Source organism: Nocardioides sp. 616 (genome assembly GCF_002930065.1).
GTDB classification, from domain to species: Bacteria; Actinomycetota; Actinomycetes; order Propionibacteriales; family Nocardioidaceae; genus Nocardioides; species Nocardioides houyundeii.
The window spans coordinates 459,932-475,427 of record NZ_POAG01000019.1 but is presented as its reverse complement, the minus strand read 5'-3'; the positions used below and the strand labels follow the sequence as shown (position 1 = coordinate 475,427).

Sequence of the window (15,496 nt, the reverse complement as noted above, 5' to 3'; positions counted from 1 at the left end):
CCGCCAGTGAGCACCGACCCCGACGTGGTCGCGCACGTCCTGGCGCTCGCGGCCTCCCGACACGCACGCCTGGGCGCGGGCCGACTGATCTGCATCGACGGGCCCGCGGGGTCCGGCAAGACCACGCTGGCCGCGACGTTGGCCGCGGCGACCCAGGCGCCCGTCGTACATCTGGACGAGCTGCTCGACGGGTGGGACGGCAGCTTGGACGGGGCGGTGGCCGCACTGGTCTCCGACGTGCTCGAGCCGCTTGCCGCCGGCACCCCCGCCTCGTACCACCGCTACGACTGGCTGGCGGGAGGCTTCGCCGCCCGGGTGCCGGTCCCGGCATCGTCCGTGCTGGTGGTGGAGGGCGTCGCGGCCGGCTCCGGCGCCACCGCGCCCTTCAGCTCGGCACTGGTCTGGGTCGAGGCTGCGCACGACGTCAGGATGCGACGGGGGCTGGCTCGCGACGGCGATGCCTTCGCCCCGCACTGGGACGCCTGGGCGGCCAAGGAGCACGAGCACTTCGCCCGGGAGCGGACCCGGGACCGCGCGGACCTGGTGCTGACCACCGGCTGAGAGCAGCTCATAGGGTGGCGCCATGGACCCCAGCGGCGAGCAGTTCCAGATCGAGGGCTCGGGCTACCGGGCGGTCGTCACCGAGAGCGGCGGGGCGCTGCGTCTGCTCGAGCACCACGGGCGCCCCCTGGTCGACGGCTTCGCCCGGCACGAGATGTCCTCCGGGGGCAGGGGCCAGCTGCTCATGCCGTGGCCGAACCGCATCCGCGACGGCGTCCACGAGTTCGGGGGCCGCAGGCACCAGCTGGCGCTGAGCGACCCCGGGACCCGCACCGCCTCGCACGGTCTCGCCCGCTGGGCACCGTGGACCGCGGTCGACCAGCAGGCGGACTCGGTGACGCTGACCTACCGGGTGATGGCGCAGACCGGCTACCCGTGGACGCTGGACCTGCGCGTCACCTACTCCGTCTCGCCGGCGGGGCTCCGCGTCACCCAGAGCGCCACGAACCGCTCCAGCGAGCCTGCCCCCTACGCCAGCGGCGCCCATCCCTACCTGTGCGTGGGCACCGGGATCGACCACCTCGAGCTGACCCTGCCCGCTGCGCGCCGCGTCCTCACCGACGACCGGCTGCTGCCGACGGGCGAGGAGGAGGTCGCGGGCACGGCGTACGACTTCCGCACCCCGCGCGTCATCGGCAGCACCTCCTTCAACGACGCCTTCGGCGACCTGGAACGCGACGCCACGGGCACGGCCACGGTCGTGCTGCGCGACCCGGTCTCCGGCGACGCAGTAGCGCTGTGGGTGGACGCCGCCCACGGCTGGGTCCAGCTCTTCAGCGCCGACGAGGTCCCGGACAAGGCGCGGCGCTCCCTGGCGGTGGAGCCCATGACGGCACCAGCAGACGCCTTCAACTCCCGTGACGGACTGGTCGTCCTCGCCCCTGCCGGTCAGGCCGGGGCATCGGCCTCGGCGACCTGGGGAGTAACACAATTGCGCAAGGCCCCCTGACAGAGACTGGTTGCCCTTACTCTCGATCCATGTCTTCTCGGACCACCGGCGCCACCGCGACCCGTCGCGGACTGTTGGCCGGTGGCGCGGCCGCCGCCGGCATCGCCGCGACCTCGTCCCCGGCCGCGGCCGGGCGCAAGTACAAGCCACGCACCTATGCCAAGCGCCCCCTGCTCTCGCGTCGGGACCGGCACCTGGTCAGCCGCTTCAGCTACGGGATCACCCCTGACCTGGCAGCCGAGGTGCGCAAGAAGGGCGGGGCCCGCGCCTGGTTCAGCTGGCAGCTCGCGCCGGGCAAGGTCAACGACAAGGCGGGCGACCGCACCCAGGGCTGGTGGCCCGAGCTGGCGCAGGGCCCGCTGACGCTGTGGCAGAACCACGCCGGCGGGATCCGCGGCGGGTGGCTGGTGATGGAGGACTACCAGCGGTGGGTGATGGCGCGCCGGATGCAGTCGCGCCGTCAGGTCCTGGAGACCATGACCCAGTTCTGGGAGAACCACCTGAACGTCCCCACCAACGGCGAGCAGTGGTTCCTGTATCGCAAGGCCTACGGCGACGTCATCCGCCGGCACGCCCTGGGCCGCTTCGACGAGCTCCTGCACGCGGCGATCACCCACCCCGCCATGCTGATCTACCTCGACAACGCCACCTCCAGCGCCGCCCACCCCAACGAGAACCTGGGGCGTGAGCTCCTGGAGCTGCACACCGTGGGCCGCGGGAGCTTCACCGAGTCGGACGTCAAGGACTCCGCCCGGATCCTCACCGGGTGGTACGTCGACATGTGGAAGAGCTGGAAGGCCTCCTACCGGCCGGACCTGCACGCCACCGGCCGGGTGCGGGTCAAGGGGTTCACCGCCGCCAACAAGTCCTCGGACGGTCGCACCGTCACCGCCAACTACCTGCGCTACCTGGCGCACCACCCCGACACCGCGCAGCGCCTGGCGACCAAGCTGGCGGTGAAGTTCGTCGGTGACGACCCCTCTCCGGCCCTGGTACGACGGCTGGCGAAGATCTACCTGCACCACGACACCGCGATCACACCGGTGCTGGAGGCGCTGGTCGACTCACGCGAGTTCCGCCGCTCCGTCGGCGACAAGCTGCGCGACCCGGCCGAGGACGTGGTCGCGACCTACCGGGTGCTCCGCGCCGACCTGGGCCGTCCGCGCGGTACGGACTCCGCGGCCAACGCCATGCTCTGGCAGGCAGCGACGATCGGCGCGATGCCGTTCTCCTGGCCCCGCCCCGACGGCACCCCGCTGGACAACGCGACCTGGTCCTCGACCTCGCGGCTGCTGGCGTCGCTGCGCAACCACTACGGCATGGCGGGCGGATGGTGGCCGACCGAGGACGTCGGCTACCGGCCCGCCAAGGCGTGGGTGCCCAAGTCCGGGATGCGCTTCGACCAGCTCGTCGACCACCTGAGCCGTGAGCTGCTGCACCAGCCCTCGACCTCGGTGCTGCTGAAGGCCTGCTGCGAGGCCACCAACCTGCGTCCCGGCGAGAAGATCACCCACGACCACCCACTGGTGCGGTGGAGCATGGCGCGACTGCTCACCACACTGCTCGACTCCCCCGAATTCTTCGCCAGGTGAGGCCCATGGACCACGAGAACCAGCCCGCGTGCTGCGCGGAGTTCAGCGCCGTCGCCCGCACCTCACGTCGCGCCTTCCTGGGCGGCGCCCTGGCCGCCGGGGTCGCCACGACCATCGGCTCCGCGGTCATCCAGACCGCCGCCGCGGCAGCAGGCACACCCGCGCGCGGCGTGGTCGTGGTGCTCTCGATGCGGGGAGCCGCCGACGGGCTGTCGCTGGTGGTGCCGCACGGCGACCCCGTCTACGCCCTCGCCCGACCGCGCCTGGCGGTGCCCAGCGACCGGCTGGTGGCCAAGGACGGGTTCTTCGGTCTGCATCCCGCGCTGTCACCGCTGCTGCCGCTGTGGAACGCCGGGCGTATGGCCGCGGTCCACGCCACCGGCCTGCCGGTGCGCAACAGGTCGCACTTCTCCGCCATGGAGGAGCTGGAGGACGCCGCGCCGGGCTCCACCACGCGCAGCGGGTGGCTCAACCGGCTCATCGGCTCCGACGCGGTCGGGTCCCCCCTGCAGGCCCTGCAGATGGGCCGCACGGCACCCGCGGCGCTCTATGGCAGCGCGCCCTTCCTCACCACCCGCTCCATCGCCGACGTCGGGATCGCCGGGGCGGACAAGTGGGACACCTACGGCGGCCGCAACCGGTCGCTGCACACCATGTGGGACAAGCGGCAGACCCGGCTCGCCGGGTCCATGCGGGCGGCGTTCGGCGCGGTCGCCGACTTCGCCCCTGTGCTGCAGTCCCCCAGCACCCCCGCCAACGGCGTCACCTATCCCAGTGGAGATCTCGGCAAGGCACTCTCGGAGGTCGCTCGGATCGTGCGCAGCGACGTGGGCGTGGAGGTGGTCACCGTGGACCACGGCGACTGGGACATGCACGCCGACCTGGGCACGACCGAGTGGGGCGCGATGAAGCGCAACGCCGAGCAGCTCTCCGGCGCGCTGGCCGCGTTCTTCGCCGACCTCGGCGCGCTCGGGGACACGGTCACGGTGGTGTGCCTGAGCGAGTTTGGACGCCGGGTCGCGGAGAACGCCAACTGGGGACTGGACCACGGCTACGGCAACGCGATGCTGCTGCTCGGGGCGGGCGTGCGCGGCGGTTACCACGGCACCTGGCCGGGGCTGACCAACGACCCGGACGCGGACCTGCTGGTCACCACCGACTACCGCAGCGTGCTGGCCGAGGTCGTCTCATCCCGCTTCGGTGCCAGCATCCCCACGGTCTTCCCGGGGTTCTCCCCGACCCGGGTCGGGGTCATGCTCGGCCAGTGACCAGCGCCCGGTCCGTGGGCGAGCAGAGTCAGCGGTCGAGCAGCGTCCGCAGCTCGCGGACCGCAGCCCGCGCCCGATCGCCGTCCGAGCCCTGGATCCCCATCATGGGCACGCTCGTCCCGTCGCCGAGGTCCAGGGTCGCCCAAGGCGCCCCCGGGGGCAGCCGTACGGCGACCGCAGCGGGCCACTCGAACTCGCGCTTGCGGTAGCCGTTGACCACGACCAGCCGGTCCGCGGTGGCCGTCACCCGGGAACGGGCCAGGGCGTGGCCCAGCGAGCCGGCCATCAGCCCGAGCACCAGGATGGTGCCGCGCTGGAACAGCGTGAACCGGTCCCGGATCGACTCGTCGAAGCCGAACCAGGCGAACAGGCACAGCAGCACCAGCACGCCGCCGAAGAACCCCGCTGCCAGCCGCACGCCCAGGGGGCGCCACGTGCGGGGCAGCTCGAGGTCAGAGCCGGCAGGCATGGATGTCGGTGAGCAGGATGCCGCGTGCACCCAGCTCGAAGAGCTCGTCCATCAGCCTCTGGGCTCCGTCGCGCGGGACCATGGCCCGCACCGCGACCCAGCCCTCGCGATGCAGCGGCGAGACGGTGGGGCTCTCGATGCCGGGTGTCAGGGCCACCGCGTCCCCGACCTGCTCGCTGCGGATGTCGTAGTCCATCATCACGTAGCTGCGGGCGACCAGCACCCCCTCGACGCGGCGCTTGAAGATCTCGAAGCCGGCCGGCTGCTCCCCGCCCCGGGTGATGACGACCGCCTCGGAGGAGAGGATCACCTCACCGAACGTGGCCAGCCCGGCAGCCCGCAGGGTCGACCCGGTCTCCACGACGTCGGCGATGACGTCGGCCACGCCCAGCTGGATGCTCGTCTCCACCGCGCCGTCGAGCCGGGTCACGGTGGCCTCGATGCCCCGATTCTCCAGGAAGGTGCGCACCACGCCGTCGTAGGAGGTGGCGATGCGCTTGCCTGCCAGGTCGTCCACCGAGGAGTACGCGCCGGCAGGGCCGGCGAAGTGGAAGTTGGAGCGACCGAAGCCCAGCCGCAGCACCTCGTCGGCCTTCGCCCCGGAGTCGAGCAGCAGGTCGCGACCGGTGATGCCGACGTCCAGGGTGCCCTCCCCCACGTACAGGGCGATGTCGCGAGGACGCAGGTAGAAGAACTCGACGTTGTTCTCCGGGTCGGTCAGAGCGAGCTCACGAGAGTCGCTGCGCTGCCGGTAGCCGGCCTCGCGCAGGATCTCGGAGGCGGACAGGGACAGGGCGCCCTTGTTGGGGACCGCGATCCGCAACGTGCCGTTGCCGGTGGACTGGGACATGGGTGTGTGCCTCACAGGTGTGCGTAGACGTCTTCGAGCGTGATGCCGCTGGCAAGCATGAGAACCTGGGCGTGGTACAGCAGCTGGCTGATCTCCTCGGCCGCGCGCTCCTTGCCCTCGTGCTCCGCGGCCATCCAGGACTCCGCGGCCTCCTCGACGAGCTTCTTGCCGATGGTATGGACCCCGGCCTCCAGGGCGCGCACGGTGCCGGATCCCTCGGGGCGAGTCACTGCCAGGTCGTTGAGCTCGGCCCAGAGTTGTTCGAACGTCTTCACACCACCCAGCCTAAGCGTTGCCGGAGCAGCTCACGCACCGCGGTCCACGCTCGCCTCGCCGCGCACGGCCCGCAGAGTGCGCGCGGTCTCGATCGCGGCGGCGGTGGCCTCGAACCCCTTGTCCTCGCGCGAGGAGGGCCGCCCGGCGCGGTCCAGGGCCTGCTCCTCGGTGTCGCAGGTGAGCACCCCGAAGCCGACGGCGACGACGTGGTCCAGCGCCACCCGGGTCAGTCCGTCGGTGGCCGCGGAGCACACGTACTCGAAGTGCGGCGTGCCCCCGCGGATGACGACGCCGAGGGCGACGACGGCGTCGTACCCCTGCTCGGCCAGGGCCTGGGCGAGGACGGGGAGCTCGAAGGTGCCCGGCACCCGGACCTCGAGGGCGTCGGTGACCCGGTGCTCGACCAGGGCTCTCCGGGCGCCGGCCAGCAGCCCGTCCATCACCGCCTCGTGCCAGCTGGCGGCCACCACCGCCACCTTCAGGCCCGAGGCGTCGAACGGCTTCTTGTCTGGTGCGCCTGCTCCACTCACTGGTGCTCCTCCAGGTTGGCGATGTCGTGGCCCATGCGGTCCCGCTTGGTCAGCAGGTAGGCCAGGTTGTGGTCGTTGGGCCGCGGCGTCAGCGGGACCTGCTCGGCCACCTCGATGCCGTAGTCGCGGAGGTTGCGGGTCTTCGCCGGGTTGTTGGTCATCAGCCGCACCGAGGCGACGCCCAGGTCCCGCAGGATCTGCGTGGCGGTGCCGTAGTGCCGGGCGTCGGCCGGCAGCCCGAGATCCAGGTTGGCGTCCACGGTGTCGCGTCCCCCGTCCTGCAGCTCGTAGGCCTGGAGCTTGGCGACCAGGCCGATGCCCCGTCCCTCGTGGCCGCGGAGGTAGATCACCACGCCGCGCCCCTCGGCGACGATGCGCTCCAGCGCCTCGTCGAGCTGGGGTCCGCAGTCGCAGCGCCTACTCCCGAAGACGTCCCCGGTCAGGCACTCCGAGTGCACCCGAGCCAGCACCGGCTCGTCGCCGGAGAGGTCGCCGTGGACCAGTGCGACGTGCTCGGACCCGTCGATGGTGATCCGGTAGCCGTGGGCGGTGAAGTCCCCGTACCGCGTCGGGAGCCGGGTCTGGGCGGCACGCTCCACGTGGATCTCGTGGCGGCGCCGGTAGCGGACCAGGTCCTCGATGGAGATCATGGCCAGTCCGTGCTCGTCGGCGAACGCGCGCAGCTCGGGGGCGCGTTTCATGGTGCCGTCGTCGTTGACCACCTCGACCAGCACCCCGGCCGGGGTCAGCCCGGCGAGAACGGCGAGGTCAACCGCCGCCTCGGTGTGGCCCCGGCGCACCAGCACGCCGCCCTCGCGGTAGCGCAGCGGGAAGACGTGGCCCGGACGAGTGAGCTCCCAGGGCTCGGTGGCGGAGTCGGCCAGGGTCCGGGCGGTGTGCGCCCGGTCCGCGGCGGAGATGCCGGTGGAGACGCCGTCGCGGGCGTCCACCGAGATCGTGTAGGCGGTGCGCAGCTTGTCCTTGTTGTGGGGGGTCATCAGGGGGATCTCGAGCCGGTCCAGCATCGAGGCCGGCATCGGCACGCAGATCACCCCGCTGGAGTGCCGGATGGTGAAGGCCATCAGCTCCGGCGTGGCCTTGGCGGCCGCGAAGATGATGTCCCCCTCGTTCTCGCGGTCCTCGTCGTCGACGACGACGACGGCCTTGCCGGCGGCGATGTCGGCGACGGCTCGCTCGACGGGATCGAGACGGACGCTCATCGGTGTGCTCCTTCGGGGGAAGGGACGGAGGACCCGTCCGGTGTGGGCAGGGCCCGGGCGCTGGCACGTGCGGCGCGCCACCAGACGACGAAGCCCATGGCCACGAAGAACGCGTAGAACCCGTACATGCCGGCGGTCGGGTAGTAGCCGGCCTGGACCAGCGTGGTCACCCCGACGGCATCGACCAGGATCCAGACGAGCCAGAACTCCACCCAGCCGCGGGCCATCCCCCAGGTGGCCAGCATGGAACCGGCCAGGATCCAGGCCTCGGTCGCCGGCCCCCAGGAGCCGATCCGCTCCAGGGCCAGGTAGGCCACCGCGTAGCCGATGGCGCCGGCCACCAGCAGCTGTGCCCGCTCGGGCCAGGTGGCCCACCGCGGGGTGAGGGCCCGCCCGTCGTCGACGCCACCGGCGCGCCGGGCCCGGCGCAGCCTGGTCCACCGCACCCAGCCGTAGAGGCTGACGGCGGCGAAGAAGACCTGTCTGCCCGCCTGTCCCCACAGGGGCTCGGAGACCACGTTGCTGAGCTCTCCGCTGGCGAAGACGCTGAACAGCAGCACGTTGCCGACCAGGCCGATGGGCCAGGCCCACACCAGCCGCCGCATGCCGAGGATGGCGCTGGCCAGCCCGAACACGTTGCCGACCACCTCCGGCACCGACAGGCTGCCGTCGCCGACCGCGATGGAGCCGCTGACCAGCCACTCGAGGAAGTTCATGACTCCTGCTTCGGTCGGGGGAGATAGGCACGGAGGAGCTTCTCCACGTGCTTGGCGATGACGTCGACCTCGAGGTTCACCCGGTCACCCGGGCGATGCGTCCCCAAGGTGGTGCGTGCCAGCGTCTCGGGGATGAGGCTGACGGTGAAGGAGTCCGCGGTGACCTCGACGAGGGTGAGGCTGACGCCGTCGACGGTGATGGAGCCCTTCTCGACGAGGTACGGCGCCAGGTCGGGGGGCAGGGAGACGGCGACCAGGTCCCAGTGCTCGCTGGGGCTGCGGGAGATCACGGTGCCCACGCCGTCGACGTGGCCCTGCACGATGTGTCCACCCAGCCGAGCGGTCGCCAGGACGGCGCGCTCGAGGTTGACCCGGTCCCCCGGCGCCACCCCGGCCAGGCTGGTGCGCCGCAGCGTCTCCTGCATGAGGTCTGCGGTCCAGAGGTCGACGACTCCGGCTCCCGGGTCGCCGGAGGCCTCGGTCTCGGCGACGGTGAGGCAGCAGCCGTTGACGGCGATCGAGTCGCCCAGGTGCACGTCGTCCAGGACCTTCTCGGCGCGGATGGTGAGCCTGATGGCGTCGCCCTGGTCCTGCACGGCGTGCACGGTGCCGAGCTCCTCCACGATTCCGGTGAACATCATCAGCTCTTCTCTGCAGGCGACATGGTCAGGCGGACATTGGTCTCGGTGCCCTCACCCAGCACCGTCACGTCGGTGACGTCGAACCGGCGCGCGTCGGCGATGGTGCTGATGCCCAGGTCCGCCACGCTCGCGCGGCCGGCGCCCAGCAGCAACGGCGCCACGTAGGCCACGACCTCATCGACCAGGCCTGCGGTGAGGAACGCGGCCGCCAGGGTTGGGCCCCCTTCCAGGAAGACGTGCTGGCGGTCGCGGTCGAACAGCGTGGCCAAAGCCTCCGCCGGGTCCCGGGTGAGCAGCCGGAGCGTCTCGGCACGGTCGTTGAAGACCCGGCGGTCCGGGGGCACGTGGCGCAGGCCCATCACGGCCCGCAGCGGCTGGTGCTCGAGCGGCTGGTCGTGCTCGTCGCGCACGGTGAGCTCGGGGTCATCGACCGCCACCGTGGCGGTGCCGATCAGCATGGTGTCGCACAGCGCGCGCAGCCGGTGCGTGTCGAGCCGAGCGGGCCGCGAGCTGATCCAACGGCTGGTCCCGTCCTCCGCGGCGCTCCGCCCGTCCAGGGTGGTGGCGAACTTCCAGGTGACGAAGGGCCGCTGGTGCTCCACCGCGAACGTCCAGACCCGGTTGATTGCCCGTGCCGGCTCGGCGAGGAGCCCGGACTCCACCTCCACGCCGGCCTGGCGCAACGTCTGGGCGCCGCCGCTGGCGACCGGGTTGGGATCGACCTGGGCAAAGACCACCCGGCGTACGCCGGCGCTCACCAGTGCCTCAGCGCACGGCCCGGTGCGACCGGTGTGGTTGCAAGGCTCCAAGGTGACCACCGCGGTGGTGCCGCGCGCGGCGGCACCAGCCCGGGCCAGGGCATCGGCTTCCGCGTGCGGCGAGCCGGCACCTCGGTGGTGCCCCTCGGCGAGGGTGCTGCCGTCCGGTGCCAGCAGCACGCAGCCGACCCGCGGATTGGGACCCAGCGGTGCGTCCGGGGAGGCGGCAAGCCCGAGGGCGCGCAGCATCGCCTGCTGCTCTGCCTGGCTCGTTCCCATCACGCCTCCTGCCTTGGGCCTCGCGGGCACCGGGGGGCGTGATCTCGCGGAACACTCGTCGCCGAAGAGGTCGAACGAAGGGATTCCACAAGACCTGCGTGCGTCTTCTCATCCGGACTTTGACCGTCGGTCCAGGAGTTTCACCTGGTCAACCGACCACTGGAGGTGGCCGGGTCGCGGACTTTCACCGCCGGTGCGGAGTTTCACCGCCCCCAGAGCACGCGAGCTCTTGTTTCTGCTCTTGCGGGCCCAACTCTGCCACAGCGCACCGCACGGAGCGCGCACCTGTCCAGTTGGTGTGCATCCGCGTCGATGCGGTGTGGGGCCGCCCGGCCGGGCAGCCGATGCCGTGACGTCGAGCGCGAACGGCTTCAGGACCGCCACCTACGCGCGGTACCGCTGGACCAGGTCAGACCAGGAGTTTCCCCAAGGGTTGGTGGCGCGGTACCCGGACCGACCCGAGCTCGCGGGACTGCTCCAGCGACGGATCCCGAGCCTGGCACCCGGAGTCCGGGCGGTGCCCGGTGGCGCCGACGGCGCCACCCTGTTCCCGTTCATGGCGGTGGCCCGATCGGTGGATGACGGCGGCACTTGGCGTCGTACCGACGTGGGGACGTTCACCGGCAACCACCGGCTCGTACGACCTGGCCGCCTCGACGGCGGGAGGAGGCGTGATCTGGACCGTCTCCTGGGACGACCGGGTCCACGTCTCGACCGACGGCGCAAGGACGTTCACCCAGATTCCCGCCCGCTGAACAGGCCCTGCTCCGGCCCCGCCCCATCCCGGTCGAGCTCAGCGCGCGGCTGCCGCCTCCGCCTTCGCCTTGAGGTCACGGACCATCCGGTCGGGGTCCTGTGCGGAGTAGACCGCGGAGCCGGCGACGAACACGTCGGCACCCGCCTCCGCGCAGCGCTCGATCGTCTCCATGCTCACGCCGCCGTCGACCTGCAACCAGGTCTCGACCCCGTGCCGGTCCATCATCGCCCGTGCCGACCGGATCTTGGGCAGACAGAGATCGAGGAACTTCTGCCCGCCGAAACCGGGCTCGACGGTCATGATCAACAGCATGTCGAGCTCCGGCAGCAACGCCTCGTAGGGCTCGATCGGCGTGGCCGGCTTGAGGGCCATGCTGGCGCGGGCGCCCTGGGCGCGGATCTCGCGGGCCAGCCGCACCGGCGCCTTGGCCGCCTCGACGTGGAAGGTGACGCTGCCGCAGCCGGCCTCGGCGTACGCCGGCGCCCAGCGGTCCGGGTCCTCGATCATCAGGTGGGCGTCCAGCGGCAGGTCGGTGTGCTTGAGCAGGCTCTCGACCACCGGCAGGCCGAGGGTCAGGTTGGGCACGAAGTGGTTGTCCATCACGTCGACGTGGACCCAGTCGGCATGAGGGATCCGGGCCACCTCCGCTCCAAGGGCGGCGAGGTCGGCGTTCAGGATGCTCGGCGTGATCTGGATTCCCACGCCGCACATGCTAGGCGGCGCTCAGTCCGGCTCGGCCGGCGGCGGGGCGCCGGTCGCCTCGTCACGGTCCGCCCACTCCAGCAGCGGCGCCAGGTCGAAGACGTGCTCGTCGATGTCGGCGTGCAGGTCCCCGAGCTCGGCGAAGCGCTTCGGCACGGTCCGGATGGTGAAGTCATCCGGCTCCACCTCCTCGACCTCCGCCCAGGACACCGGGGTCGAGACCAGGGCCCGGGGCACCCCGCGCACGGAGTAGGCCGCGGCGATGGTGTGGTCCCGGGCGTTCTGGTTGTAGTCGACGAACAGCGCGCCGGGGTCCCGGTCCTTGCGCCACCAGGCGGTGGTGACGTCAGTGGGCGAACGGCGCTCCACCTCGCGGGCGAACGCCAGCGCAGCCCGCCGTACGTCGGCGAAGCCGTGCTCGGGGGCGATGCGCACGTAGATGTGCAACCCCTTGCCGCCGCTGGTCTTGGGGAATCCGGTCGCCCCCAGCTCGTCGAGGACCTCATGGGCGACGTGGGCCACGCGCCGTACCTGGGCCCAGTCGGAGTCGGGTCCCGGGTCGAGGTCGATGCGCCACTCGTCGGGCTTCTCGGTGTCGCGGCGCCGGCTGTTCCACGGGTGGAACTCCACCGTCGACATCTGCACCGCCCAGATCACCTGGGCCAGCTCGGTGACGCACAGCTCGTCGGCCGTCCGCTTCCAACGCGGGAAGAACAGCTCGACGGTCTCCACCCAGTCCGGTGCTCCCGCGGGCAACCGCTTCTGGTGCACCTTGTCGCCGGCCAGCCCCTTGGGGAACCGGTGCAGCATGCAGGGGCGCTCGAGCAGGGCGTTCACGATCCCGTCGCCGACCGCGAGGTAGTACTCCACCAGGTCGAGCTTGGTCGCCCCGATCTCGGGAAAGTAGACCCGCTCGGGGTTGCTGACCCGGACGACGCGCGCGTCCACCTCGAGCTCGACGGCTGGGGACTTCGTGGGCACCCGCCCACGCTAGCGGCCCGGGACCACCACCGTCGCCCAGGTGCTGCCGCGGCTAGCGGGGATCGCGCCGCAGCAGCGCCATGAACATCGCGTCGGTCTGGTGCCGGTGCGGCCACAGCTGCAAAGTCCCGGGCAACGGTCCGGCGGCGTCCGTGACCCCTGGAAGCAGCCCTGACATGTCCTCCAACGTGACGTCGTCACGCCCGGCGAGGACCTCGGTGACCACGCCTGCGGTCTCCGCCAGCACCGGGGAGCAGGTGGCGTAGAGGACCACGCCGCCGGGGCGCACGCTGTCCAGCGCCGAGCCCAGCAGCGCCCGTTGTAGCGGCACCAGGGCCTCGAGGTCCGCCGGCGTACGGCGCCACCGGGCCTCGGGTCGGCGGCGCAGCGCCCCCAGGCCCGTGCAGGGCACATCGACCAGCACCCGGTCGAAGGTCTCGGGCGCCCAGGGCGGCCGGGTGCCGTCCGCGGTGACCACGCCGGACACCCCGGCCGCCCCCCGCAGCGAACGCGCCACCAGGCCGGAGCGGTGCTGCTGGCGCTCGCTGGCCAGCAAGGTGGCACCACTGCGGTCCGCCAGCGCTGCGAGCAGGGCCGCCTTGCCGCCGGGGCCCGCGCACATGTCGAGCCAGCGCTGCGTGGCGGAGCCGTCCGGGCCTGCCGGGACGTCAGCGGCGGCCAGGGCGATCGCCACCAGCTGGGAGCCCTCGTCCTGCACGCCGGCGCGGCCCTGGGCCACCGCCGGCACCGAGCCCGGGTCACCTCCCTCCAGCACCACGCCGTACGGCGAGTACGCCGTCGGCGTGCCTGGCAGCTCGGAACGGTCCGCGCGGCCCGGACGCGCCACCAGGACCACCCGGGGTGCCTCGTTGTCGGCAGCCAGGAGGTCCTCCAGCTCCTCCTCCCCCACCGCCGCGGCGAGCGCGTCCACCACCCAGCGGGGGTGGGAGTGGGCGACGGAGGCGAAGCCGTGCGGGTCGTGAGCGGGGTCCGGGGCCACCCGGCGTACCCAGGCGGACAGGTCGTGCTCGCTGACCCGGCGCAGCACGGCGTTGGAGAAGCCGGCTGGCCCCTGGCCCGTGGTGGCCCGCACCAGGTCCACGGTGGTGCTGATCGCCGCATGTGCGGGCACCCGCATCGAGAGCAGCTGGTGGGTGCCCAGCAGCAGCGCGTCCAGGACCCGCTCCTCCACCTTGGCCAGCGGCCGGTCCACGCAGGCGGCCAGGACGGCCTGGTACGTGCCGCGACGGCGCAGCGTGCCGGAGACGAGCTCGGTGACGAACGCGGCGTCGCGCGCCTCGAGCCCGTGCTGGCGCAGCACCTCGGGCAGCACCAGGTTGGGATAGGCGCCGTCGACGCGCACCGCCTTGAGCACCTCGAACGCCGCCCGGCGGGGTGGGTCGGCGACCGGACGCGGCTTCGGGGGACGCCCGCCCGCCCGTGGGGCTCGGCGTCTGGGGTCAGCCACGGTCGCGGTACTCCTTCAAGAGTCGTTTGGGGGCGCGGGTGGCCCAGGCCTCGGCGATGACCTCGCGCAGCTCGCCGAGGTCGAGCTCGCCGACCTGCGACTGGCGCAGCAGCACCGCGTTCGTGCGGCGGAAGTGGGGAATGGTGAAGAACGGGGTGCCCGGATCCGCTACCAGGGCCTCCTTGGCCGCCTCGTCCGCGACGGTGATCACCACGACGTCGTCGTACATCTCGCCGGTCTCGGGGTCGGTCGCGGTGGGGTGCGGCATCCGGAAGAGTAGGAAGCCACGACCCTTCGGACCGCGCGGCACCTTGTAGGTGGGGCGATCGCCCCACGAGACCCCCAGCTCGACCTCGGGCAGCGACAGGCAGATCTCGTCGATGTCCTCGGGTCGGGCGGCGCGGTCCGTGCGGTCGGTCATGCCGGGCGCCTCAGTCGGTGTTGGTGTCGGGGTCGGGGTCGGGGTCACCGAAGCGGATGCCGGAGTCCAGCCTGGCCCCGCGGGCCCAGTCGGCTGCGGCCATCTCCTTCTTGCCGAACGCCTTGACCTGGCCGAGCTGCACCGGATTGGTGCCGGTGCCGACGAAGACCGCCTTGCGGGTGACCTCCACCTGTCCGGGCTCCAGACGCTCGCGGTCGCTGGTGAGCGCCACCGGACCGATCTTGATGCGCTCGCCCTCGTGCGTGCTCCAGGCCCCGGGACCCGGCGTGCAGGCACGGATGCGGCGGTCGACGGCCAGCGCGGGCTCGGTCCAGTCGATCCGTGCGTCCTCGACGGAGATCTTGGGCGCGAAGGAGAGACCGTCCTCAGGCTGCTCCCGCGCCTGGATGTCGCCGGACTCCAGGCCGTCGATGGTGGCCACCAGGAGTCCGGCGCCACCTTCGGCGAGCCGGCCCAGCAGGTCTCCGGCGGTGTCGGTGGGCCGGATCCGCTCGGTCATCACGCCGAAGGTGGGACCGGCATCCAGGGCCTTGACGATCCGGAAGGTGGTGGCACCGGTGACCTCGTCACCGGCCCAGATCGAGTGCTGCACCGGGGCCGCGCCACGCCAGGCGGGCAGCACGGAGAAGTGCAGGTTGACCCAGCCCAGGGGCGGGATGTCGAGCGCGCTCTGGGGCAGCAGCGCACCGTAGGCCACCACCGGGCAGCAGTCGGGGCGCAGGTCGCGCAGCTGCTGCTGGAACTCCGGGTCACGGGGGTGCTCCGGCTTGAGCACCGGCAGGCCGAGCTCCTCGGCGCGTCGGGCGACCGGGCTGGCCACCAGCTTGCGGCCGCGGCCCGACGGCGCGTCGGGCCGGGTGACGACTGCCACCACGTCGTGCTGGGAGTCCATCAGCGCGTCCAGGGCCGGAACCGCCACCTCGGGGGTGCCGGCGAACACCAGGCGCATCAGAAGCCGAACCCGTGCGTGGCGTGCGGGGAGACCTTGACCACGGGCCGTTCCAGGCCGAACCAGTCGGACTCGCGGATCGCCTTCA

At 72.2% G+C, this 15,496-nt stretch carries 18 protein-coding genes and 1 riboswitch; of the genes, 5 read left to right on the top strand and 13 right to left on the bottom strand.

What is annotated here, in order from left to right; all coding sequences use genetic code 11:
* Window positions 1-6: 6 nt before the first annotated feature.
* From C5H89_RS13500 to C5H89_RS13485, 4 genes are read left to right on the top strand one after another with little or no spacing between them, the layout of a single operon-like run.
* Window positions 7-561, top strand: coding sequence for a deoxynucleoside kinase (locus C5H89_RS13500; protein WP_240181856.1), 555 nt, complete (start codon window positions 7-9; stop codon window positions 559-561).
* A 22-nt stretch (window positions 562-583) separates the two neighbouring features.
* Window positions 584-1,510 (top strand): aldose 1-epimerase family protein, encoded by a 927-nt coding sequence (locus C5H89_RS13495; protein WP_104107480.1) that lies wholly within the window; start codon window positions 584-586, stop codon window positions 1,508-1,510.
* A gap of 29 nt (window positions 1,511-1,539) precedes the next feature.
* Window positions 1,540-3,102 carry a DUF1800 domain-containing protein gene (locus C5H89_RS13490; RefSeq protein ID WP_104107479.1) on the top strand — a complete coding sequence of 521 codons (1,563 nt, stop codon included), beginning with the start codon at window positions 1,540-1,542 and terminating at the stop codon, window positions 3,100-3,102.
* A gap of 5 nt (window positions 3,103-3,107) precedes the next feature.
* Entirely contained in the window at window positions 3,108-4,370 is a 1,263-nt protein-coding gene (locus C5H89_RS13485; RefSeq protein WP_104107478.1) for a DUF1501 domain-containing protein, read from the top strand.
* Between the two features lie 28 nt (window positions 4,371-4,398).
* On the opposite strand, the gene C5H89_RS13480 is transcribed toward C5H89_RS13485, so the two are convergent.
* Genes C5H89_RS13480 through ribD form a run of 8 tightly spaced genes read right to left on the bottom strand, consistent with a single transcriptional unit; the run spans window position 4,399 to window position 10,109 of the window.
* Complete coding sequence (locus C5H89_RS13480; protein WP_104107477.1) at window positions 4,399-4,839, bottom strand: PH domain-containing protein; 441 nt, start codon at window positions 4,837-4,839, stop codon at window positions 4,399-4,401.
* The gene (gene hisG / locus C5H89_RS13475; protein WP_104107476.1) at window positions 4,823-5,689 is read right to left on the bottom strand and encodes an ATP phosphoribosyltransferase; all 867 of its coding nucleotides are present in this window, start codon (window positions 5,687-5,689) and stop codon (window positions 4,823-4,825) included. Before hisG ends, C5H89_RS13480 begins: the two co-directional genes overlap by 17 nt.
* 11 nt (window positions 5,690-5,700) lie before the next feature.
* Entirely contained in the window at window positions 5,701-5,964 is a 264-nt protein-coding gene (locus C5H89_RS13470; protein ID WP_104107475.1) for a phosphoribosyl-ATP diphosphatase, read from the bottom strand.
* Window positions 5,965-5,994: 30 nt separating this feature from the next.
* Window positions 5,995-6,495, bottom strand: a complete 501-nt coding sequence (gene ribH / locus C5H89_RS13465; protein ID WP_104107474.1) for a 6,7-dimethyl-8-ribityllumazine synthase — start codon at window positions 6,493-6,495, stop codon at window positions 5,995-5,997.
* On the bottom strand, window positions 6,492-7,715 hold the full coding sequence (locus tag C5H89_RS13460) for a bifunctional 3,4-dihydroxy-2-butanone-4-phosphate synthase/GTP cyclohydrolase II (RefSeq protein WP_104107473.1): 1,224 nt from the start codon (window positions 7,713-7,715) through the stop codon (window positions 6,492-6,494). Before C5H89_RS13460 ends, ribH begins: the two co-directional genes overlap by 4 nt.
* Window positions 7,712-8,431, bottom strand: a complete 720-nt coding sequence (locus tag C5H89_RS13455; protein ID WP_104107472.1) for a nicotinamide mononucleotide transporter family protein — start codon at window positions 8,429-8,431, stop codon at window positions 7,712-7,714. Before C5H89_RS13455 ends, C5H89_RS13460 begins: the two co-directional genes overlap by 4 nt.
* Window positions 8,428-9,069 (bottom strand): riboflavin synthase, encoded by a 642-nt coding sequence (locus C5H89_RS13450; RefSeq protein ID WP_104107551.1) that lies wholly within the window; start codon window positions 9,067-9,069, stop codon window positions 8,428-8,430. Before C5H89_RS13450 ends, C5H89_RS13455 begins: the two co-directional genes overlap by 4 nt.
* Window positions 9,070-9,071: 2 nt before the next feature.
* Window positions 9,072-10,109 (bottom strand): bifunctional diaminohydroxyphosphoribosylaminopyrimidine deaminase/5-amino-6-(5-phosphoribosylamino)uracil reductase RibD, encoded by a 1,038-nt coding sequence (ribD, locus tag C5H89_RS13445; protein WP_240181855.1) that lies wholly within the window; start codon window positions 10,107-10,109, stop codon window positions 9,072-9,074.
* Window positions 10,110-10,203: 94 nt separating this feature from the next.
* A riboswitch (FMN riboswitch) is annotated at window positions 10,204-10,334 on the bottom strand.
* A gap of 353 nt (window positions 10,335-10,687) precedes the next feature.
* On the opposite strand from ribD, the gene C5H89_RS18965 reads away from it, so the two are divergent.
* Window positions 10,688-10,864, top strand: a complete 177-nt coding sequence (locus C5H89_RS18965; RefSeq protein ID WP_162799371.1) for a hypothetical protein — start codon at window positions 10,688-10,690, stop codon at window positions 10,862-10,864.
* Between the two features lie 38 nt (window positions 10,865-10,902).
* Here the strand turns inward: C5H89_RS18965 and rpe are convergent, their stop codons facing one another.
* From rpe to fmt, 5 genes are read right to left on the bottom strand one after another with little or no spacing between them, the layout of a single operon-like run.
* Complete coding sequence (rpe, locus tag C5H89_RS13440) at window positions 10,903-11,568, bottom strand: ribulose-phosphate 3-epimerase (protein ID WP_240181854.1); 666 nt, start codon at window positions 11,566-11,568, stop codon at window positions 10,903-10,905.
* A gap of 21 nt (window positions 11,569-11,589) precedes the next feature.
* The gene (gene ligD / locus C5H89_RS13435) at window positions 11,590-12,549 is read right to left on the bottom strand and encodes a non-homologous end-joining DNA ligase (protein ID WP_104107470.1); all 960 of its coding nucleotides are present in this window, start codon (window positions 12,547-12,549) and stop codon (window positions 11,590-11,592) included.
* A gap of 52 nt (window positions 12,550-12,601) precedes the next feature.
* Window positions 12,602-14,017, bottom strand: coding sequence for a transcription antitermination factor NusB (locus C5H89_RS13430; protein ID WP_104107469.1), 1,416 nt, complete (start codon window positions 14,015-14,017; stop codon window positions 12,602-12,604).
* Window positions 14,010-14,438, bottom strand: coding sequence for an MmcQ/YjbR family DNA-binding protein (locus tag C5H89_RS13425; protein WP_104107468.1), 429 nt, complete (start codon window positions 14,436-14,438; stop codon window positions 14,010-14,012). Before C5H89_RS13425 ends, C5H89_RS13430 begins: the two co-directional genes overlap by 8 nt.
* Window positions 14,439-14,448: 10 nt before the next feature.
* Window positions 14,449-15,408 carry a methionyl-tRNA formyltransferase gene (gene fmt / locus C5H89_RS13420; protein ID WP_104107467.1) on the bottom strand — a complete coding sequence of 320 codons (960 nt, stop codon included), beginning with the start codon at window positions 15,406-15,408 and terminating at the stop codon, window positions 14,449-14,451.
* Between the last annotated feature and the right edge of the window lie 88 nt (window positions 15,409-15,496).